Genomic DNA, 21,399 nt, shown 5'->3' on the forward strand with positions numbered 1-21,399 from the left:
TAACACGATAAGTATGTGAGGTCTTGATGAGCGACACCAATTTGCCGCTAAACTTTTCAGATGTAGCCGCGCAAAAAGTGAAAACGCTAATCGCTGAAGAAGAAAACCCAGAGCTAAAACTGCGTGTGTACATCACAGGTGGCGGCTGTAGTGGTTTCCAATACGGTTTTACTTTCGATGAGAAGGTAAACGAAGGCGATACAACCATTGAAAAAGAAGGTGTTACCTTGGTTGTTGACCCAATGAGCCTACAATACCTGATCGGCGGTACCGTTGATTACACTGAAGGCCTAGAGGGTTCACGTTTCTTCGTTAACAACCCGAATGCAACGACCACTTGTGGTTGTGGTGCATCATTTAGCGTTTAATGATTATTTGCTAAGCCGGGTTTTCATCTAGCGAGTAGATGAACCAAGCGAGATATTAAAAAAGCCGTTGCTCTTGCGAGCAACGGCTTTTTGTTTGTCTTTTTTTGTTCAGAAGGTGCAGCTGCGAAGGCTTAGCTTCGATTGATCAGCAGTGGTCCCGGCGAACCTGCCAGTAAGTTGCTGAACTGCGCCAGTTGGTTCAAGCGCTCGTTGGCATGCTTCTTAAAGACGGTCTTTTGCTTACCTTTAAGCGATTTAGCTTGTGGCAATTTCACCGTACGCGGGTTTTTGTGCACGCCGTTAACCAAGAATTCATAGTGTAGGTGAGGACCCGTCACTCGACCTGTGCCACCCAATGTGCCGACGACTTGACCCTGTTTCACGCGCTGACCGGTTTTCACTTTACGTTTGGTCATGTGCAGGTACTTGGTGATGTAAGTGGAGCTATGGCGAATAAAGACATAGTTACCGTTGAACTTGTTGTACGAAGACTTCATCACGATACCGTCACCCGCAGCCCAAATCGGGGTGCCAACAGGGGCAACGTAATCGGTGCCACGGTGAGGCCTTACTCGTCCAGTAACTGGGTGAAGGCGGCGAGGGTTGAAGTTTGAGCTCACGTAACGGAAGTTGATTGGCGAGCGCAAGAAGGCTTTACGCATCGCATTGCCGTCTTTGTCGTAATAATTGCCATCTTCACTGCGAACGGCAGTAAAAGTTTGCCCTAAGTTAGTGAAAGTTGCCGCTAAGATATTGCCGCGACCAATGGATTCACCTTCGACAAAGCGCTCTTCAAACAGCACTGAGAATTTGTCGCCAGCACGGATATCCAAGGCAAAGTCGATATCCCAACCAAAGATCCCCGCGATTTCCATAATTTGGTTAGCGGTTAAGCCTGCTTTATCACCCGCATTCCAAAAGCTTGAGGTAATGGTCGCCTTGGCAAAGTTTAGCTGGGTATCTACCGTTTTCTTTTCTTGCTTAGAAACAAAGCTATCGCCCGCACGGGTGATCATTAAGGTTTCAGTAGAGGAAATCGGTTTGACCAACTGAATGAGCTGTTGTTTATCATCAAAGCCAAACTGAAGTGTTTCGCCTGGACGCAGGCTGGTGAGGCTTTTGGTGCCTTCATCGGCATTTACTAATCGGTACAAGGTACCTGGGCTCAATCCTACTTTATCAAACACCACTGCCAAGCTTTCACCAGATTGAATGGTGTGCTTTTTCCATGAAAGGGGCGCGGTGGTCAGCGGTTGAGGCTGAGCTGATATTAATTGAGGTGTGTCGAGATCCAGTTCTAGCGGGTAGGCCTTGCCAATTTCAAATTTACGCTCAATCGGTGCAACAGCATCGGGTGAAGGCAATAACAACAAGATGACGATAAAGGCACTGATCGTGGCGATCAGGATCTGGTGGAGCTTGGGTAATTGACTTAGCTTACGAAACGGCATGGTGTATCTATAACTGGCCTGAATAAAAAAATAGACAACTCTCAGTCTAACTGGTTTCAAAAAACATCGCTATTCAAGTAAGATGTTCGATTATTACTTTTTTGCCAATTCTGTGGGAGCGAACAAGAATGGCCAGCATTGAACAGGCTTTAGCTGAAATTAAGCGTGGTGTCGATGAGCTTATTCCAGAAGAAGAGCTGATTGCCAAACTAAAAGAAAACCGTCCATTACGTATCAAACTAGGTGCCGATCCAACAGCACCTGATATTCACCTTGGTCACACTGTTATTCTCAACAAGCTTCGTACTTTCCAAGAGCTTGGCCACGATGTGACATTCTTGATCGGTGACTTCACAGGTATGGTTGGTGACCCAACGGGTAAAAACACCACACGTCCACCGCTAACACGCGAAGACGTACTTGCGAATGCAGAAACCTACAAAGAGCAAGTATTCAAAATCCTAGATCCGGCAAAAACCAAAATTGAGTTCAACTCTAAATGGCTTTCAGAGCTAGGTGCAGAAGGTATGATCCGTCTGGCATCAAACCAAACTGTAGCGCGTATGCTAGAGCGTGATGACTTTAAAAAGCGTTACGCAGACGGTCGTCCTATCGCAATCCATGAATTCATGTACCCACTGCTACAAGGTTACGATTCAGTAGCAATGGAAACTGACGTTGAGCTTGGCGGTACCGATCAGAAGTTCAACCTACTGATGGGTCGTGAGCTACAAAAAGCCAACGGTCAAAAACCTCAGGTTGTACTGACTATGCCACTACTAGTTGGCCTAGACGGCGTGAAGAAAATGTCGAAGTCGGCTCACAACTACATTGGTGTGAACGATGTACCGAATGAGATGTTCGGTAAAATCATGTCGATCTCTGACGATCTGATGTGGAACTACTTCGAGTGTCTATCTTTCCGCCCGCTTCCAGAGATCGAGCAATTCAAGAAAGACATCGCTGCCGGCAAAAACCCACGTGATGTGAAGATCCTACTGGCGAAAGAAATCATTGCTCGCTTCCACTCTGAAGTGGATGCTGATGCGGCTGAGCAAGAGTTCATCAACCGTTTCCAAAAAGGTGCTATGCCTGACGAAATGCCTGAGTTTGAATTCGAAGCTGGCATCGCGATTGCTAACTTGCTAAAAGAAGCGGGTCTAGTGAACTCAACATCTGATGCGATGCGCATGATCCGTCAGGGTGCTGCGAAAATCGACGGTGCGAAAATTGAAGATACTAAACTAGAGCCTGCGGCGGGCACTGCGGTTTACCAAGTTGGTAAACGTAAGTTCGCACGCATTACGCTAAAGTAATCTTTAGTTATTCAATGCACGATTGAAGGCGCTTAGGCGCCTTTTTTTGTGCCTGTGTTTTCATCTACTGCTGGTAGTCATTCTTCTTCGCGGCATCGTCTGTTAAATACTCGATAAATTCCCACTCTACATCGCTGCTATCAAAGAAATAGATCCGCTTACGCCACGGATGAGCTGTCGCTGCCATTGGGTTTTCGCGATAACCGGCGGCAAGCAAGCGCGATTTAGCCGCATCGACATCGTCAATCACTAAACCAATATGGTTGATGCCAACATCAACGTAAGGCTGGCGGTCAGTCGAATCACGGGCAACGACTTCTTGCAGCGCTAGATAACTGTGTTCTGTACCTACATGGCACCAGCGGTAGTGTTCAGTTTCGCCTTGATGGCGAACTTGAAACTCGGGAATGGCGGTGGTGATAAAACGGATAGTTTGGTTGATATCCTTGATGGTGATATTGGCGTGTTCTACATAGGGTTCCATGAGCTGCTCCTTGCCTTTGACGTTTATGAATACCGTATCTTGTATGATCTTTTTGAGTGTTAAATAAACTTTATGCTTTATATAGTAGTCGAGCATTTGGTTAAGTAAAGTTTTTAGTTTATTTAATGGTTGTGTAGTACCAAAGAAAGGGCTATAACAGTTGAGTTGGAAGTCTGATGGTGTCGCGAAGTTGGCAATAAAAAACCGCCGTGGTCGGCGGTTTTCTTACATTGTTGCAGCGCTACAGGAGTGATTAGCGCAACGTGAACGATGGCAAAGATAAGTGCCAACGGATTGCGGCGAGACGAATGGTAAGGGTGGTGATGATCCCTGCTAAAGAGGAGACCTCGTTACCCACGCCAATGGTTAGCCCAAGGGTGTGGACGGTACCACCTAAGATACAGGCGGTGGCGTACACTTCGGTTCGCAGCACCATTGGGATTTCCCTTGCCAATACGTCACGGATCACCCCGCCGCCACAGCCAGTTAAGACGCCCATTAGCACCGCAACCATAGGAGTGGCTTCAAAGCGTAATGCTTTTTCTACCCCGATAGCGACAAACACTGCCAAGCCAATGGCATCGGCGACAGGCAGTACGTACCAAGGTAGTTTTTGGGGCCGACGAATAGCCGCCATGGTGAATAAACAAGTAATGAAGATCACCCACAAGTAGTTGGTGTCTGTGATCCAGAATACGGGGGTTGCCCCCAGCGCCATATCACGAATGGTGCCACCGCCAATGGCGGTCACGCTGGCGAGCACGACAACACCAAAAGGGTCCATACGGAGTCGGCCGGCTAAAAGCACACCTGATACTGCGAAGACCGCCGTTCCGAACATATCAAGGAGATAGATAAGCATTACTGATACCTGAAAAAGAGAGAAACCGAGAGCTAAGCCGGCTGCTAAATCAGAGAAACTTTAGTCTTGGGCTTGTCGTTGAGCTCTTACTGCATCGAGGTGATCACAAACCTGCTTGATTGCTTTTATGGTGCGTGGCGTTGGACGATTGAGCCAGTCAGACGTCACCGTAAAAACATGCTGGTTATCCACCGCTGGTATTTTACCTTGCCATGCCTGCCACATAGCAACATTGGTATTCGCATGAGAGGTACCAAAGATGATTTCTGGTTGTCTGATCACAACTTGCTCTTGCGATACCTGCGGATAAGGCGCTTTACTCGCGGCAAAAATGTTTTCGCCACCACAGACTTGGAACACTTGGGTCGGCCAATGACCGTCTGCCACCGTGATCATGGGGGCGGCGCTAATTTGGTAAAAGTAACGTACTTTGGTTTTGTTTTGATACTGAGCGGTCAGTTTAGCGAGTTGTTGACGGTAGTCGCTGGCGACTTGCTGCGCTTGTTTCGGTGAGTTTGCATATTGCCCTAAACGCTCAATGGTATTGGCAATATCTGGCAACTCTTTAGAGGTGGAGTAAAAAATATTGAAGCCCAATTGTTCGAGCTTAGCCATTTCGCGGGGTGGGTTGCCGCTTTTCCACGCCAGAATTAAATCGGGTTGTAGCGCTAAAATGCGTTCCAACTTGATACCGCGATGGTTGGCAACTCGCTCAAGTTCGAGTGCCTCGGCTGGGTAGTCGCTGTATTCGGATGCTGCCACCATTTTATCGCCAAGCCCGGCGGCATAAGCGAGTTCTGTCATGTGCGGAGAGAGGCTGATCACCCGTTGTGCTGGGGCTGCTAAAGCAGTGCAGGCCGTGAAACTCAGTAGCAATAAACAGGTGAAACGCACGATTTACACTCCTTGGAAAAGTATCAATATACCGCTTTGAATGATCAGCCAGATGAAGATCCGGCTGCGGGTAACTTGTTCTATTTGGGCGAGGTGCAAAGCTGCAGGGGCAATCTTGCCGCCTAACCGTGGGCGCTCCAGTTTACGCTCGCCATACATTGCCGGTCCGCCTAGCGATAACGACAGTTTGTTACCTGTGGCGATCAGTAGCCAACCTGGGCCAGGTAATTGCCATTGCTCACCGTGTTGCCACAGGCTGCGCAGCGCGAGTTGTCCGTTACGTCCTATGGCAATCAAGAGGGCAAATAAGCGCAGCGGAATAATATCGAGCACTGCGAGAATACGGATCGCAGGTAAGCCAAATTCAGCATACTGGGTGCGTGTCGGTGACCAAGCGCGCGCCAAACTCACCGCGAGACGATACATGACAGCGCCAATACCTCCCGCTAAGCCATACCAGAATAAGACCGCAACGACTTCACGTCCGTAGCCGAGTAATTGGGTTTCAGCGCCTGCTTTGCCGAGCCCGAGTAAAGAAAGGCTATCGGTTTGCCGATTGAGGCGATGGCTGAGTAAGTGACGGCATAAGGTTTTGTTTTCTGCGCTGTATGCCTTGATAAATTGCTGGCTAAACTGGGCAATATTTTTCCAGCCCAGCGCAAACCACAGCAGGGTTAGGTTAAACAGGGCATCAATCCAGACCAATTGGCGACACGCCACTAAGATGATCAAGATAGTTGCCCACATCAGTAACCAAGCCAGTAAACCGGATAACATGCGTTGCTGACGATTATCATCGGGTTTATTGACGCGATTGCCGACCATTAAGGCGACGCGTTGCCACAGGGTCAGCGGATGGAGCTCGGCAGGGATGGCGATCAGCCAATGCAATACCACGGCTCCCCACATTGCAAGTAGGGAGCCGTTGTCTGCGAGAAACGCGGACAGGTTAGCCATTACTGGTTAAGTAGCTCAACCATTTTCGCTACCATTACAGACGAGCTTTTCGCTGCTAGTGGTAGGAATTCGTCGAAGCTCATTGGCGATTCTTTGTCGGCAACGTCAGAGATCGCACGTACTACCACGAATGGGATGTTGAACTGGTGACATGCTTGTGCAATCGCAGCTGCTTCCATTTCAACTGCGATAACCGCTGGGAAGTTGTCGCGGATGTATTGTTGTTTTTCCGCGCTGCATACGAATGCATCGCCAGTACAGATCAGACCGCGTACCGCGTGTACGTCTTGCTCCATTGCAGCAAGAGCTTGTGCCGCGGTATCCATTAGTTTTGCATCAGACGCGAAAGCCGCTGGTTGCTGCGCCATTTGACCGATTTCGTAACCAAACGCTGTTACGTCAGCATCGTGGTAGCGTACTTCGCTTGAAATAACCACATCACCTACGTTTAGGCTGCTGTCGAAGCCGCCCGCTGAACCTGTGTTGATCACAACGTCAGGTTGGAAAACTTCCATCATGATTGCTGAGCCAACAGCTGCCGCTACTTTACCGATACCAGATTGTAGTAGCACGATATCAGCACCATTTAGCGTACCTGTGTAGATGGTACAACCTGCTTTGTTGTGCGTTTCACAGTTTGCTAGTTGGTCTTTTAGGATCGCAACTTCTTGCTCCATTGCGCCAATAATGCCGATTTTCATAGGTAGCTTCTCTTTATTGATCAGTCCTTCACTCACAGTGAGTGAAATAATGGCGAGATTGTAACAAATAAAAAGCGAGAGATCCGAGTCTATCGCCACCGAATATTCATGGGGTGATAGGGCTCTTCACGCTCGCCTTTACTTAGCCTTTGGCTGAATGCTTTCTTAGGTAATGAAAGCATTCAGCCGAGCTTGTTTATCATGGAGAGAAGATTAAATATCGAGGAAATCTAATATCCCTTCAGCGGCCTGACGACCTTCATCGATAGCGGTGACCACCAAGTCAGAACCGCGAACCGCATCGCCACCAGCAAAGATTTTCGGGTTCGAGGTTTGGAACGGATAGTCGCTTTGTTTGGGCGCCTTTATTCGTCCCCACTGATCAAGGTCGACCTCGTGAGCGCTTAACCACGGCATCGCGTGCGGTTGGAAACCAAATGCCATGATCACGGCATCGGCTGGGATCACATGTTCGCTGCCAGCAACAGGCTCAGGGCGACGACGACCCGCCGCATCGGGTTCACCGAGTGCTGTTTTGATCATTTTCACTCCGCTAACCTGACCACTATCGTTCACTTCGATGCCAAGTGGCTGCAAGTTAAATTGGAAGTTAACCCCTTCTTCGCGGGCATTTTTAACCTCACGTTTCGAGCCCGGCATGTTGGCTTCATCACGACGATAGGCACATGTGACTTTGCTCGCGCCTTGGCGAATAGAGGTGCGGACACAATCCATCGCAGTATCACCGCCACCTAGCACCACCACTTGTTGGTTCGCCATATTGGTAAAAGGTTGATCGCTTTCAAGCCCCATCACTTTGTAGGTGTTGGAAATCAAAAAAGGTAGCGCATCGTAAACGCCATCAGCATTTTCGTTGGCTAAGTCAGCCCGCATGTTTTTGTAGGTACCGACCCCGAGGAACACTGCATCGTAATCGTTGAGTAAATCACTTAGCTGAACGTCTTTACCGATTTCGGTATTGAGCTGAAATTCAATGCCCATTTCGCTGAAGATTTTACGGCGGTTGATCATCACTTCTTTTTCTAATTTGAAAGAGGGGATCCCGAACGTTAACAAGCCGCCAATTTCAGGGTAGCGGTCAAAGACCACGGGTTTCACCCCGTTACGGATCAGAATATCTGCGCAAGATAAGCCTGCAGGACCGGCGCCAATAATAGCGACTTTCTTATCTGTCCATTCGACATGTGACATGTCGGGTTTCCAACCCATCTCAAAGGCTTTGTCAGTAATGTACTTTTCAACGTTACCTATGGTGACGGCGCCAAAGTCGCCATTAAGCGTACAGGAACCTTCGCATAAGCGGTCTTGGGGGCATACTCGACCACAAACTTCAGGCAAGGTATTGGTTTGATGAGAGAGCTCAACCGCCTCAAGAATACGTCCTTCGTTAGCGAGCTTAAGCCATTGTGGAATGTAATTGTGTACCGGACATTTCCACTCGCAATACGGGTTACCACAGTCTAAACAGCGATCAGCTTGCGCGCTGGCTTGTTGCTGGGTAAAGGGTTCATAAATCTCAACGAACTCAATCTTACGGATTTTAAGTGGCTTCTTTGCTGGGTCGATGCGTGCAACATCAATAAATTGGTAAACGTTCTGGCTCATGAGGTTCCCTCCTTATTGTGCTTGAACGCGCAGCTCTGCGGCTGAACGGCTTTGGTGACCCAAGAGGGTATTCACATCGGCCGACTTAGGCTTGGCGAGGTAGAATTTCGGGATCCATTGATCGAAATCTGCCAATATCGCTTGGGCACGACTTGACCCTGTTTCTTGCAAGTGGCGGTCGATTAAGCCGCGCAGGTGCTCTTGGTGGATCTGCAAGCCCGCCAGTGGCAAGGCTTCGACGAGCTCGGGATTGACCCGCCCTGTAAAATCGCCGCTTTCATCGAGGATATAGGCAAAGCCTCCTGTCATGCCGGCACCGAAGTTGACGCCGGTATTGCCCAAGATGGCGACGATCCCACCAGTCATGTACTCACAGGCATTGTCTCCCGCACCTTCAACTACGGCAATCGCCCCTGAGTTACGTACCGCGAAACGCTCGCCGGCGGTGCCTGCGGCAAACAATTTACCGCCCGTTGCGCCGTATAAGCAGGTGTTGCCTATGATCGAAGCTTGGTGTGAGGCGAATGCCGAGCCGATTGGTGGGTGGATCACCACTTTGCCGCCAGTCATCCCTTTGCCGACATAGTCGTTGGCATCACCAACAAGATAAAGGTTTAAGCCCCCAGCATTCCAGACCCCAAAGGATTGTCCGGCAGTGCCTGTGAGGTGAAGGTTGATTGGAGATGAGGCCATGCCTTGGTTGCCATAACGCTGAGCAATTTCACCGGATAATCGCGCCCCGATTGAACGGTCGGTGTTGCGAATATCATGGTAGAAATCGCCACCGCTGCGACTTTCAATGGCAGGGAGCGCTTCTGCAAGCAAGGTGTTGCTAAGCGCTGCTTCATCGAACGGGGTATTGGCTTCACTGCAATATACGGTTTTGCCTTCAACTGGCTTTGGTGTTGCCAGTAAGCTGGTTAAATCGAGTTTGGTTTGCTTGGCACTGAAGCCTTCCACTGCGGTGAGTAAATCGGTGCGACCAATGAGATCGGTGAGCTTTTCTACCCCAAGCTTGGCGAGCAGCTCGCGCACTTCTTGTCCAAGGCCGATAAAGTAATTCATCACCTGCTCTGGCAAGCCCTTGAAGTAGTCTTGGCGAAGGGTTTCATCTTGGGTGGCGACCCCAGTCGCGCAGTTATTTAGGTGGCAGATCCGCAGGTATTTACAGCCTAGCGCCACCATAGGAGCGGTGCCAAAGCCAAAGCTTTCTGCACCTAGGATCGCGGCTTTGACCACGTCTAAGCCTGTTTTCAAGCCGCCATCGACCTGAAGGCGAATTTTATGGCGCAAGCCGTTGGCAACTAGGGCTTGTTGGGTTTCGGCTAAGCCAAGTTCCCAAGGGCTACCTGCGTATTTCACCGAGGTCAGCGGACTTGCTCCGGTACCGCCATCGTAGCCTGAAATGGTAATGAGATCGGCGTAGGCTTTGGCAACGCCAGTGGCGATGGTGCCCACACCTGGCTCAGACACCAGTTTGACCGAGACCATGGCTTGCGGGTTTATTTCTTTGAGATCGAAGATCAGCTGCGCCAAGTCTTCTATCGAGTAAATATCATGGTGGGGCGGCGGAGAAATCAAGGTCACGCCCGGCACCGCATAACGAAGTTTGGCGATTTCGGTAGTGACTTTATGCCCCGGTAACTGACCACCTTCGCCGGGTTTTGCCCCCTGTGCGACTTTGATTTGAATGACATCAGCGTTGACCAAATAGTGCGGGGTGACCCCAAAACGCCCAGAGGCTACTTGTTTGATTCGCGAGTTACGCTCATTGCCAAAGCGGCGTGGGTCTTCGCCACCTTCTCCTGAATTAGAATGACCGCCCAAGCGGTTCATGGCGATCGCTAACGCTTCGTGCGCTTCAGGGCTCAGTGCGCCAATCGACATCGCTGCGGAGTCGAAGCGTTTATATAGCTCAGTAGCGGCCTCGACTTGCTCAATCGCGATGGGATCTTGCAGCTCACTTAGGGTGAGTAAGTCACGGAGTGCGGCGACAGGGCGATCGTTCACTTCACGGGCAAACGCGAGGTAGTCTTGATAGTCACCGGACTTCACCGCTTGTTGGAGGGTGCCAACCACATCTGGGTTGTAGGCGTGGAATTCGCCGCCGTGGACATATTTCAGTAAGCCACCGTGGTCGATAGGCTTGCGTTTAAGCCAAGCGCGACGGGAAAGGTTAATACTGTCTTGTTGGAAGTCTTCAAAATTGGCGCCTGATATTCGGCTGGCCGTGCCCGGGAAGCAGAGGTCGATGATCTCTTGGTGTAAGCCAACCGCTTCGAATAAACGTGAGCAGCGGTAAGAGGCGATGGTCGAGATCCCCATTTTGGACATGATTTTGAATAAGCCCTTGTTGATCCCATCACGGAAGTTGACCATCACATCGCGATACGGTTTGTTGATCGCCCCGTTATCAATTTGCTGCGCTAACGATTCGTAAGCGAGATACGGATAAACAGCGGTTGCCCCAAAGCCAAGCAGCACGGCGAATTGATGCGGATCGCGGGCGGTTGCCGTTTCGACTACTATGTTGGCGTCGCAGCGTAGATTCGCGTTGACCAAACGGTTTTGCACTGCGCCAACCGCCATTGCGGCAGGGATCGGCAGTTTATCTTTATTGATACCGCGATCGGATAGCACAATCAAAACGGTGCCGCTTTGTACCAGTCGTTCGGCTTGGTCGCATAAATCGATAATGGCTTGCTTGAGATCTTTCTCTTGTGGGTTGTAGTTAATGTCGATAATGCTGTTGCGGTAATACTGACTATCGAGCTCTAACAACTGGACTAAATCAGAATACAGCAACACGGGCGATTTAAACGCAACGCGATAGGCGTGACCATCGGTTTCACAAAACACGTTCATCTCACGTCCGATGCAGGTTGCCAGTGACATCACATGCTTTTCACGCAGAGGATCGATCGGTGGGTTGGTCACTTGGGCAAACATCTGGCGGAAGTAATCGGTTATAGCTCGCTCTTTGGATGAAAGCACGGCCATTGGCGCATCATCCCCCATAGAGCCAGTGGCCTCTTGTCCATTTTCCCCAATCACCCTGAGAACTTGGTCGAGTTCCTCTCGGCTGACGCCAAACAGTTTTTGATAGCTGCCAAGCTCGGTATCCGATAGCGAGCGGCTGCCCACTTGGTCATCGTCGAGCTCTTCAAATGGGGTCAGGCGTTTAACATGGCTATCGAGCCACTCTTTGTATGGATGACGCGCCATCAACTCATTATCAATGTCTTTTGAATGCCAAATCTTGCCAAATTTGGTGTCGATCACTAGTAGCTCACCCGGTCCGACACGGCCTTTTTCAGCCACTTCATCTGGGGCGTAATCCCAAATGCCAACTTCAGAGGCGAGGGTGATCAATTTATCTTTGGTGATCACATAGCGCGAAGGGCGCAAGCCATTACGGTCAAGGTTACAGGCGGCATAGCGCCCATCAGACATCACGATCCCGGCAGGGCCATCCCACGGCTCCATGTGCATCGAGTTAAAGTCGTAAAACGCCCGCAGTTCAGGATCCATATCAGGGTGGTTTTGCCACGCTGGCGGGACTAACATGCGCATCGCCCGAAACAGATCCATTCCCCCTGCGAGAAATAGTTCGAGCATGTTGTCTAAACTCGATGAATCAGAGCCGGTCTCGTTCACAAAGGGCGCTGCGGTTTGTAAATCTGGCAGCAGTGGAGAGGCAAATTTATAGCCTCGAGCACGCGCCCATTGACGGTTGCCAGCGATGGTATTGATCTCGCCATTGTGGGCAAGGTAGCGGAAAGGTTGAGCCAGTGGCCAGCGTGGTTGGGTGTTAGTGGAAAAACGCTGGTGGAACAAACAGATAGATGATTCGAGTCGAAGATCGCCTAAATCGCTATAAAATTTAGGTAGATCCGCTGGCATGCATAAGCCTTTATAGACAGTGACTTGCGTAGAAAGACTACAGATATAAAAGTCGGGATCGTCATTGATACGTTGTTCGATGCGGCGGCGAGCGATGTACAAGCGACGGTCAATATCGCGGGGCTTCCAACCTGCAGGGGCATTAATAAAGACTTGGGCGATGTCGGGTAATGATGCTTTGGCGATTGGACCGAGTACTTGTGGATTGATAGGTACATCTCGCCATCCAGCGATGGTAAGGGTTTCCTTGGTTAGTTCTTCGCTGATGATAGTGCGGGCTTGTTCTGCTTTGACGGGATCTTGGCTGAGAAATAACATCCCGAGTGCAAACTCGTTTGCGAGTTTCCAGTTGTGTTCTTCGGCGATCAGGCGATAAAAGGCGGTTGGCTTTTTCATTAACAGTCCACAGCCATCACCGGTCTTCCCATCAGCGGCAATACCCCCACGGTGGGTCATACGATCCAGAGCTGAAATCGCTGTTCGTACTAACTTGTGGCTCGTTTCCCCTTCAATATGGGCGATTAAGCCAAATCCACAATTATCTTTTTCCAGCCTTGGGTCATACAGTGTCATTACAACTCTCCCTTGGTCTGCTCATCCTGAGCGTGTCCTTTAACTGCAATTGACCGTCATTACTCGTGTGTTCATAAGTGGTCCAACTGCATAGTTATGGTGATGGTTGATCACCATGACGCATCCTGCGACCTTTCAAGTTAACGGCAATTTACAGAAAGGTCAAATTTTGACCGTGAATGCATTTTTATGACTGATAACATCAAAATAGCAGGTTAATTCGCTATATTTCTGGTTTTTGTTAACTTGGTTGTTACAAGGTGAGGTTTGCGGCTTGGCTAATAATCTGGTGCGTCAGCAACAAAGAATGACAAATTGAAAGCGTTCAAAGAGAAGTTCGTTGAATGAAAATACGCACTCTACATGAATAAAATCAGAGTTCCGTCGGTGGTGGTTTGGTGTCGTCTGGGAGTTTGATACCAGAATAAGATCGGGGTGCTACACGTAAAAAAAGCCAGCTCGACTGAGCTGGCTTGTTTATGCGGTGCATTCCATCAAGGTTTCATGGCGTCTTGATGGCGATTCGATGATGGAATTATGCTTTGGCGAGCATCAACGAGTCCGCTTTGGCTTCAAGGTTTGAGCCACCCATGAGATAGTCATCAATCTCACGAGCACATTCGCGACCTTCATTGATACAACGAACCACCAATGATTGACCTGTTCGCATATCGCCTGCGGCAAACACCCCTTTTTGATTGGTTGCAAAACCTTCGGTTGCGACATTGCCACGCTCATCAAGGGCAATATCGAGTTGAGCAAGGACACCGGTTGGCTCTGGGTGCAAAAAGCCCATAGCCAGAAATGCCATATCGCATGGGATAATGCGTTCAGTACCTTCGACTTCTTTAAAGTTTGGACGCTCACCGTGTTGGGCTTCTTGCCATTGAATATCGGCAATGCGCAGAGCTTTGAGGTTGCCTGCTTCATCACCGATGAATTCTTTGGTTAGAATGTTCCAATAACGGTCACAACCTTCTTCATGCGAAGTAGAGGTTTTCATGATCATCGGGTACGACGGCCATGGCTGACTCGAAGGTCGTGTTGCTGGTGGCACTGGCATAATTTCCACTTGGGTAATGCTAGCGGCACCGTGGCGATTTGAAGTCCCGACACAGTCAGAGCCGGTATCACCACCACCAATGACGACCACGTGTTTCCCCGCGGCATGGATTTCTTCGGCTTTCAAATCCATATCATTGGCACGACGGTTGTTTTGTGCCAGAAAATCCATCGCAAAGTGGACGCCGTTAAGCTCTCGCCCTGGGATAGGTAAGTTACGAGGTACGGTCGAGCCACCTGTTAGCAACACCACATCAAAATCTTGGCGTAACTGAAGGGCATTAATATCGACCCCAACGTGTGCGTTAACTTCAAACTTCACCCCAGCTTCTGCCATCAAGTTGATCTTGCGATCAATGATGTCCATACCGAGTTTAAAATCTGGGATCCCAAAGCGCAGGAGGCCCCCCACTTTCTCATCTCGCTCAAACACCGTCACGCAGTGACCCGCACTGTTGAGTTGCTCTGCGGCGGCTAATCCAGCAGGGCCGGAACCGATAATTGCTACGGTTTTACCGGTACGGCTACGCGGCTTTTTCGGTTTGGCATAGCCTTCACGGTAAGCCGTTTCAACAATGGTTTTTTCGATATTACAGATAGTGATGGGATCTTGGTTGATCCCGAGTACACAGCCGCTTTCACAAGGGGCCGGACAGACTCGACCTGTAAACTCGGGAAAGTTATTGGTTGAGCTGAGGATATTCCAAGCTTCTTCCCAGCTATCACGGTACACCGCATCGTTGAACTCTGGAATGATGTTGCCAATCGGACACGCGTTGTGACAGAAAGGGACACCACAGTCCATGCAGCGAGAAGCTTGGGTGTTGATCTTGTCACCAAACTCGTCATTTAAGACAAACTCTTTGTTGTCTTGAATGCGCACGCTTGGGTCTAATTTCTTCGGCAGCTCGCGGCCGTGTTCTAAAAATCCAGTAGGTTTACCCATTGACGGCCTCCAACGTTTCCTTGTTTTGTGCTTCCGCTTGACGCTTTTGTAATACCGCTTTGTAGTCCCTTGGCATTACTTTTACCATCTTCGCTAAGTTCGCTTCGAAGTTATCGAGGAAGGTTTGTGCGACCGTACTCTTGGTGTATACCAGGTGCTTGGTCAGCATGGTATGAAGACGTTCTTTGTCTTCTTGCGTTAGCGGGTCGAGGTCAACCAGCTCTGGATTGAGCTTGGTTTCAAAGTCACCGAACTGATCCCATACATAAGCAGTTCCTCCGCTCATGCCTGCCGCGAAGTTACGACCTGTTGGACCTAAGATGACAGCGACACCACCTGTCATGTACTCACAACCGTGGTCACCCACACCTTCGACAACGACATGGGCTCCTGAATTACGAACACAGAAACGTTCACCCGCTAGACCGCGAATATAGGATTCGCCAGAAGTTGCACCGTAGAAACAGACGTTACCAACGATGATGTTGTCTTCAGGAATGATGTCAGAGTTAGCATCAGGGTAGAGCACCAAGGTACCGCCCGAAAGGCCTTTACCCCAGTAGTCGTTGGCATCGCCTTCTACTTCAAACTTCACCCCTTTCGCCAAGAAAGCGCCGAGGCTTTGACCTGCTGAACCTTTGAACTTGACGTTCATTGGCTGTGGCAAACCTTGGTCTTTGTAGATCTTGGAGATTTCATTCGACAACATGGTACCGGCACTGCGGTCGGTGTTGATGATGTCAAACTCCACATCCACTTGCTTGCCTTCATACAAGGCTGGGGCAGCCGCTTGGATTAACTGGCGATCCAGCACATTTTCCAAGTTGTGGTTTTGCTCGCGCTGGTTGAATACACCGTCTTCTTCACGCGCCTGTTCGATAAAGAGCACAGGGCTAAGGTCAAGGTTTTGGTATTTCCAGTGGCCGATGTCTTGGCGGATTTTCAGCTTCTGTGACTGACCGACCATGTCATCTATGGTGCGGAAGCCCAGTTCAGCCATAATTTCACGCAGACCTTGTGCCATGTATTGGAAGAAGGTTACGACGTCATCAACGCGACCATCAAAGCGCTCGCGTAGGGTTTTGTTTTGCGTTGCAATCCCCACCGGACAAGTATTCTTATGACACTTACGCATCATGATACAGCCTTCAACGACTAATGCTGCGGTTGCGACACCCCATTCTTCGGCACCCAGTAAGGTTGCAACGGCAAGGTCGCGCGGGGTTTTCATCTGACCATCGGTTTGCACCACAATACGGTTACGTAAGCCGTTTTTCAGTAGTGTTTGGTGCGTTTCTGCCAGACCAAGCTCCCAAGGCAGACCGGTATGGCGAATTGACGACATTGGTGATGCCCCCGTACCGCCATCGAAGCCCGCGATGAGGACAACATCGGCTTTGGCTTTGGCTACGCCTGAGGCGATGGTGCCAACACCTGCTTCCGATACTAATTTAACGTTAACACGGCCAGCACGGTTGGCATTTTTCAAATCGTAGATCAGCTGGGCTAAGTCTTCGATTGAATAAATGTCGTGGTGCGGTGGTGGTGAAATCAAACCGACCCCAGGGGTAGAGTGACGGGTAGCACCGATCCAGTCATCGACTTTATCACCCGGTAGCTGACCGCCTTCGCCCGGTTTTGCCCCTTGCGCCATCTTGATCTGAATTTCATCAGAGTTGGTCAAGTAGTAAGACGTTACGCCGAAACGGCCTGACGCAACCTGCTTGATCGCCGAACGTTCCCAATCACCGTTGTCTTTGCGCTCGAAACGCGCAGGGTCTTCACCGCCTTCACCTGAATTCGACTTAGCACCGATACGGTTCATCGCAACAGCGAGGGTGGAGTGCGCTTCGTATGAGATCGAGCCAAAACTCATGGCGCCAGTGGCAAAGCGTTTTAAGATATTTTCCGCAGGCTCGACCTCATCGATTGAGATCGCGCCAGCTGGGTTTTTGATAAATTCAAGCTGACTACGCAGGGTTGCAGCATCATCACCTTGGTCATCAACCGCTTTGGCGTATTGTTTAAACTGGCTGTAGTCCTTGTTGCGGGTTGATTGCTGCAACAAAGAGATGGTTTCAGGATTAAACAGGTGCTTTTCACCACGCTGTTTCCATTGGTAAACCCCACCAACATCCAACATTTGGATCGGGATTTCACGGGTTGGGTAACCAATGCGGTGGCGGATCAGGACTTCTTTGGCGATATCATCGATAGATAGACCTTGGATACGCGAAACTGTGCCAGTGAAGTACTTATCAACAACGGCTTTGCTGATCCCCAAGGCTTCAAAAATTTGGGCGCCGTGGTATGACTGAAGGGTCGAAATTCCCATTTTAGAGAAGATTTTCAGTAGACCACCGTTGACGCCTTTGCGGTAATTATCGAATAAATCCGCGGTTGGCGTTTCAGGATCAAGCTTGTTCTTACGTTGCAGATCTACCAGTGTTTCAGTTACTAGGTATGGGTTAACGGCGTTCGCCCCGTAGCCGACTAGGGTGGCAAAGTGGTGAGTTTCGCGGGCATCGCCCGTTTCGACCACGATGTCACATTTTGCGCGAAGCCCTTTGCGGATCAGGTGATGGTGAACCGCGCCAACCGCCAACATAGCAGGGATAGCTGCGTGATTGGAGTTAACAGCACGGTCAGTCAAAATAATGATCGAGTAGCCATCAACGACCGCATCTTCTGAGTACTGACAGATACGTTTTAGAGCGCGCTCAAGCTTGCCGGTTTCACCGTTAGCACGGAAAACGATATCTAGCGTTTTGGCTTGAAGGTGCTCGTTATCGATGGCACGCAGTTTTTCTAATTCCGCATTCGATAGAACGGGTGATTCTAGCTCGACTTTTTGACAGTGCTGTGGTGATTCGGTGAGCAGGTTGTGGTCTTTGCCCAAGTAAGTATTGAGCGACATCACCATGCGTTCGCGGATAGGGTCAATCGGCGGGTTGGTCACCTGAGCAAATAGCTGCTTGAAGTAATTCGATAAGTGCTGCGATTGGTGTGACAGTACAGCCAGTGGCCAGTCAGCGCCCATTGCACTTAGCGGTTCATAACCGGTTTTAGCCAGTGGAACGATGATTTCGTTTACTTCTTCTGCACTCATGCCAAAGGCTTGTTGGTGATGCAACAAACGCTCAGGGGTTGGCTGGTGGTGCATGTTATCTGCTTCTGGCAACGATTTTAGGGTTAGAAGGTTATCTTTAACCCATTGCTCGTAAGGCTGAGCAGAGGCGATGCTGTCTTTGACTTCTTCGTCTGAGATGATGCGGCCCTGCTCAAGGTCGGCAACGAAGATGCGCCCTGGCTGTAAGCGACCACGGAAGTGAACATTGTCTGGCTCAACTTCGACCACCCCAGATTCTGATGCCATGATCAGGAAGTCATCTTTGGTGACGGTATAGCGAGAAGGGCGCAGACCGTTTCGGTCTAGCGTCGCACCGACTTGAACCCCATCGGTAAAGCACACCGATGCAGGGCCATCCCAAGGTTCCATGATGTTGGCATGATATTGGTAGAAAGCACGGCGTTTAGGATCCATGTTTTTGTTTTCTTGCCATGCTTCAGGGATCAGCATCATTAGCGCGTGCGGTAGGCTACGACCAGATAGCACTAACAGCTCTAACGCCATATCAAAGTTTGAAGAATCAGAGCTGCCTTCCTGACAAATTGGCAGCAGCATGTTGATTTCTTGCTGGCTGAATAAATTGGACTCAAGGATCGCTTCACGCGCCTTCATCCAGTTCAGGTTACCGCGTACGGTGTTGATTTCACCGTTATGGGCGATGTAGCGGAAAGGTTGTGCCAGACGCCAACGCGGGAAAGTATTGGTTGAGAAACGCGAATGCACTAAGGCGAGCGCGGTTACCATGGTTGGGTTTTGCAGATCCAAAAAGTATTGTGGAACTTGCTCTGTGGTGAGCTGCCCTTTATAAACCAAGGTCTTGTAAGACAGTGAGTTGATATAGAAATCGTCACCAATATTGGACACGCTTTCTAAACAGACACGAACCGTGTAATTACGCAGCACGTAAAGTTTACGCTCCAGTACCGCAGGATCGAGGTTTGCCCCGCCTGTGATAAAGACGTGTTCAAATTGCGGTTCGGTGCTGAGCGGGTCTTCACCGATCATCGAGTTATCGACCGGTAATACACGGTAGCCAATCACTTCGAGATCTAAGCGTTTGGCATTGCGCTCAAGAATATCGCGACATTGCTGACGTTTGTGTTCGTCTTTAGGAAATAGCACTACACCGACGCCGTACTGGTCAAAAGCAGGAAGCTTGATACCCAGTTTGACGGTTTCTTCGAGTAAGAACTCATGCGGTTTTTGTAATAAGATCCCGGCGCCATCGCCACTGCATGGATCACAACCCTGTCCGCCACGGTGCTCCATACGGGCAAGCATATCAAGGGCTTGGGTTACAATCTCGTGGGATTTACGGTTCTTTAGGTGGGCAACAAAGCCGATACCACAGGCATCGTGCTCGAGTTCAGGTACATAAAGCCCCTGAGCATTCAGCTCTTGATCTGTCATAGATACATCCTTCCAGTATTCACAAACCTCTTCCCAAGGTTTGTACTTCCCTAATCGTTATCTCTCGCCTTGTTACTTGTGATGAACTACCTGTTCAGTAAAGCAAGGGAGTGTTTGCTGTGGGATGATGTTGTGGATCACGTAGCAAACTTAATTTTGCAGCAGAGCGGTTCTGGTCATTCGATCTGCTGAAATTGCATGAGTTAGTGACATAAATCACTGATTTTTGCGTAGCTTATGTCACAAATGTTGCTCATTATTTGCACATAAGTGTAACTATCCTACAGTTTTGATACTTTAATTACCAACAAAAAATAGCGGCAATTTTCCGATGCGGTGCAATAACACTGCATGTTAGCCCTATAATGGTGCGTACTTATGCGTGAAATGGCAGTAAATTGCATATTGGTGTCATGGTGTCATAGTTAAACCTTATTTTGTGTAAGGTTACTAACGGATGCTAGTGGTTTGTTTTGTTGTATTTTATTTACAAAGTGAGAACGACTGCTTTGCGCGGGGAATTTTGCGTGCTTTTCTTGTTTTAACACAAATTTTGGTACGCAGATTGGTGCTAACCTGCGCCGCTTATTTTTTCTTCAGGCAACGATCAGGTGAACAAATGCAATTGCATGAACTGGTGAACACTTTTGGACAAGACTTGCATCGCCGTTATGGTGAGAAAGTTCATAAACTGACATTGCACGGTGGGTTTAGCTGTCCGAACCGTGACGGCACCATAGGTCGTGGCGGCTGCACATTTTGTAACGTAGCGTCGTTTGCTGACGAAAAAGCGCAATATTTGCCTATTGAGCAACAATTGAATCAGCGTGCGGGTGAAATTAGTCGCGCTAAACGCTACTTGGCATATTTCCAAGCCTATACCAGTACGCATGCCGAAGTGCAGACGCTGAAGAAAATGTACGAAGAAGCACTGCAAACCGCAGATATTGTCGGTTTATGTGTAGGCACGCGCCCTGATTGTGTCCCTGATGCGGTTTTGGATCTTTTGGCGGGTTACCATCAACAAGGTTACGAAATCTGGCTCGAGTTGGGGCTCCAAACGGCGAATGATAAAACCTTAAAGCGCATTAACCGCGGCCATGATTACGCCTGTTATGAAACGATAGCGAAACGAGCCCGTGCTTTGGGGATCAAAGTGTGTACCCATTTGATTGTTGGTTTGCCGGGCGATACCAAAGAAGACAATATCGAGACGGTGAAAAAAGTGGTTGCCGCGGGTGTTGATGGTGTCAAGTTACACCCGCTTCATATTGTTCAAGGCAGTAAGATGGCGCAAGCGTGGCAGGCTGATCGTCTGAAATCAATTAGCTTGGAAGAATACACCGAGATTGCGAGTGAAATGATCCGTCTAACGCCGCCTGAAGTGGTGTACCACCGTGTATCGGCGAGCGCTCGTCGTCCAACCTTGCTGGCGCCAGAATGGTGTGAAAACCGCTGGCTAGCAATGACTGAGATTGGTCGCCACTTAGATAAACACGGTGCTCAAGGTGCATTGGTCGGCGATGCCTTTGTTTATGAGCCGGTGATTAAATAAAGCCACAAAGCCAAATTAGAATAGTCAAATGAGGTCATTTGGGTCTGATTAATTGGGATTGCAGTAAATACTCACAACCCTAGTCTGAGTGTGGTAGATTAAGCAGCTTATTATGCAACTTCTTAATAAGCTGCATTTTGATTATTGCCACCAACGCAGAC

Annotated in this window: 13 protein-coding genes; 3 read left to right on the top strand and 10 right to left on the bottom strand. The window is 49.4% G+C overall.

Annotated elements, in window-relative coordinates; all coding sequences use genetic code 11:
* Window positions 1-26 precede the first annotated feature (26 nt).
* On the top strand, window positions 27-368 hold the full coding sequence (gene erpA, locus A3K86_RS11010) for an iron-sulfur cluster insertion protein ErpA (RefSeq protein WP_068330949.1): 342 nt from the start codon (window positions 27-29) through the stop codon (window positions 366-368).
* 131 nt (window positions 369-499) lie between these two features.
* Here erpA and A3K86_RS11015 read toward each other — a convergent pair whose 3' ends face one another.
* Window positions 500-1,819 carry a peptidoglycan DD-metalloendopeptidase family protein gene (locus A3K86_RS11015; protein ID WP_068330950.1) on the bottom strand — a complete coding sequence of 440 codons (1,320 nt, stop codon included), beginning with the start codon at window positions 1,817-1,819 and terminating at the stop codon, window positions 500-502.
* 128 nt (window positions 1,820-1,947) lie between these two features.
* Between A3K86_RS11015 and tyrS the strand changes: the two genes are divergently transcribed.
* The gene (gene tyrS / locus A3K86_RS11020) at window positions 1,948-3,135 is read left to right on the top strand and encodes a tyrosine--tRNA ligase (protein ID WP_068330951.1); all 1,188 of its coding nucleotides are present in this window, start codon (window positions 1,948-1,950) and stop codon (window positions 3,133-3,135) included.
* 64 nt (window positions 3,136-3,199) lie between these two features.
* On the opposite strand, the gene A3K86_RS11025 is transcribed toward tyrS, so the two are convergent.
* From A3K86_RS11025 to gltB (A3K86_RS11065), 9 genes are all read right to left on the bottom strand, one after another.
* Window positions 3,200-3,619, bottom strand: a complete 420-nt coding sequence (locus tag A3K86_RS11025; protein ID WP_068330952.1) for a VOC family protein — start codon at window positions 3,617-3,619, stop codon at window positions 3,200-3,202.
* Window positions 3,620-3,872: 253 nt separating this feature from the next.
* Window positions 3,873-4,481: a TRIC cation channel family protein gene (locus A3K86_RS11030; RefSeq protein WP_068330953.1), complete on the bottom strand. Its 609-nt coding sequence runs from the start codon at window positions 4,479-4,481 to the stop codon at window positions 3,873-3,875.
* A 60-nt stretch (window positions 4,482-4,541) separates the two neighbouring features.
* Complete coding sequence (gene btuF, locus A3K86_RS11035) at window positions 4,542-5,375, bottom strand: vitamin B12 ABC transporter substrate-binding protein BtuF (protein ID WP_068330954.1); 834 nt, start codon at window positions 5,373-5,375, stop codon at window positions 4,542-4,544.
* Window positions 5,376-5,378: 3 nt separating this feature from the next.
* On the bottom strand, window positions 5,379-6,332 hold the full coding sequence (locus A3K86_RS11040; RefSeq protein ID WP_068330955.1) for a cobalamin biosynthesis family protein: 954 nt from the start codon (window positions 6,330-6,332) through the stop codon (window positions 5,379-5,381).
* Window positions 6,332-7,033 carry a 5'-methylthioadenosine/S-adenosylhomocysteine nucleosidase gene (gene mtnN / locus A3K86_RS11045; RefSeq protein WP_068330956.1) on the bottom strand — a complete coding sequence of 234 codons (702 nt, stop codon included), beginning with the start codon at window positions 7,031-7,033 and terminating at the stop codon, window positions 6,332-6,334. The genes A3K86_RS11040 and mtnN overlap by 1 nt, the downstream gene beginning before the upstream one ends.
* A 213-nt stretch (window positions 7,034-7,246) precedes the next feature.
* A complete protein-coding gene (locus A3K86_RS11050) occupies window positions 7,247-8,659 on the bottom strand; it encodes a glutamate synthase small subunit (protein ID WP_068330957.1) in 1,413 nt (470 codons plus the stop codon).
* A gap of 12 nt (window positions 8,660-8,671) precedes the next feature.
* The gene (gltB, locus tag A3K86_RS11055; protein WP_068330958.1) at window positions 8,672-13,135 is read right to left on the bottom strand and encodes a glutamate synthase large subunit; all 4,464 of its coding nucleotides are present in this window, start codon (window positions 13,133-13,135) and stop codon (window positions 8,672-8,674) included.
* Between the two features lie 535 nt (window positions 13,136-13,670).
* A complete protein-coding gene (locus tag A3K86_RS11060; protein ID WP_068330959.1) occupies window positions 13,671-15,143 on the bottom strand; it encodes a glutamate synthase subunit beta in 1,473 nt (490 codons plus the stop codon).
* Window positions 15,136-19,683, bottom strand: a complete 4,548-nt coding sequence (gene gltB / locus A3K86_RS11065; RefSeq protein ID WP_068330960.1) for a glutamate synthase large subunit — start codon at window positions 19,681-19,683, stop codon at window positions 15,136-15,138. Before gltB (A3K86_RS11065) ends, A3K86_RS11060 begins: the two co-directional genes overlap by 8 nt.
* 619 nt (window positions 19,684-20,302) lie before the next feature.
* On the opposite strand from gltB (A3K86_RS11065), the gene mnmL reads away from it, so the two are divergent.
* Window positions 20,303-21,238, top strand: coding sequence for a tRNA modification radical SAM protein MnmL/YtqA (gene mnmL / locus A3K86_RS11070; protein ID WP_068330961.1), 936 nt, complete (start codon window positions 20,303-20,305; stop codon window positions 21,236-21,238).
* Window positions 21,239-21,399 lie beyond the last annotated feature (161 nt).

Source organism: Photobacterium jeanii, assembly GCF_001650345.1.
In the GTDB taxonomy this organism is placed as follows: Bacteria; Pseudomonadota; Gammaproteobacteria; order Enterobacterales; family Vibrionaceae; genus Photobacterium; species Photobacterium jeanii.

Bases quoted from the DNA above. Each gene is read 5' to 3' on its own strand.
- tyrS (WP_068330951.1), top strand. From the start codon at position 1,948: ATGGCCAGCATTGAACAGGCTTTAGCTGAAATTAAGCGTGGTGTCGAT.
- mtnN (WP_068330956.1), bottom strand. From the start codon at position 7,033: ATGAAAATCGGCATTATTGGCGCAATGGAGCAAGAAGTTGCGATCCTA.
- A3K86_RS11060 (WP_068330959.1), bottom strand. From the start codon at position 15,143: ATGGGTAAACCTACTGGATTTTTAGAACACGGCCGCGAGCTGCCGAAG.
- erpA (WP_068330949.1), top strand. From the start codon at position 27: ATGAGCGACACCAATTTGCCGCTAAACTTTTCAGATGTAGCCGCGCAA.
- gltB (WP_068330960.1), bottom strand. From the start codon at position 19,683: ATGACAGATCAAGAGCTGAATGCTCAGGGGCTTTATGTACCTGAACTC.
- A3K86_RS11015 (WP_068330950.1), bottom strand. From the start codon at position 1,819: ATGCCGTTTCGTAAGCTAAGTCAATTACCCAAGCTCCACCAGATCCTG.
- A3K86_RS11025 (WP_068330952.1), bottom strand. From the start codon at position 3,619: ATGGAACCCTATGTAGAACACGCCAATATCACCATCAAGGATATCAAC.
- A3K86_RS11050 (WP_068330957.1), bottom strand. From the start codon at position 8,659: ATGAGCCAGAACGTTTACCAATTTATTGATGTTGCACGCATCGACCCA.
- gltB (WP_068330958.1), bottom strand. From the start codon at position 13,135: ATGACACTGTATGACCCAAGGCTGGAAAAAGATAATTGTGGATTTGGC.
- mnmL (WP_068330961.1), top strand. From the start codon at position 20,303: ATGCAATTGCATGAACTGGTGAACACTTTTGGACAAGACTTGCATCGC.
- A3K86_RS11040 (WP_068330955.1), bottom strand. From the start codon at position 6,332: ATGGCTAACCTGTCCGCGTTTCTCGCAGACAACGGCTCCCTACTTGCA.
- A3K86_RS11030 (WP_068330953.1), bottom strand. From the start codon at position 4,481: ATGCTTATCTATCTCCTTGATATGTTCGGAACGGCGGTCTTCGCAGTA.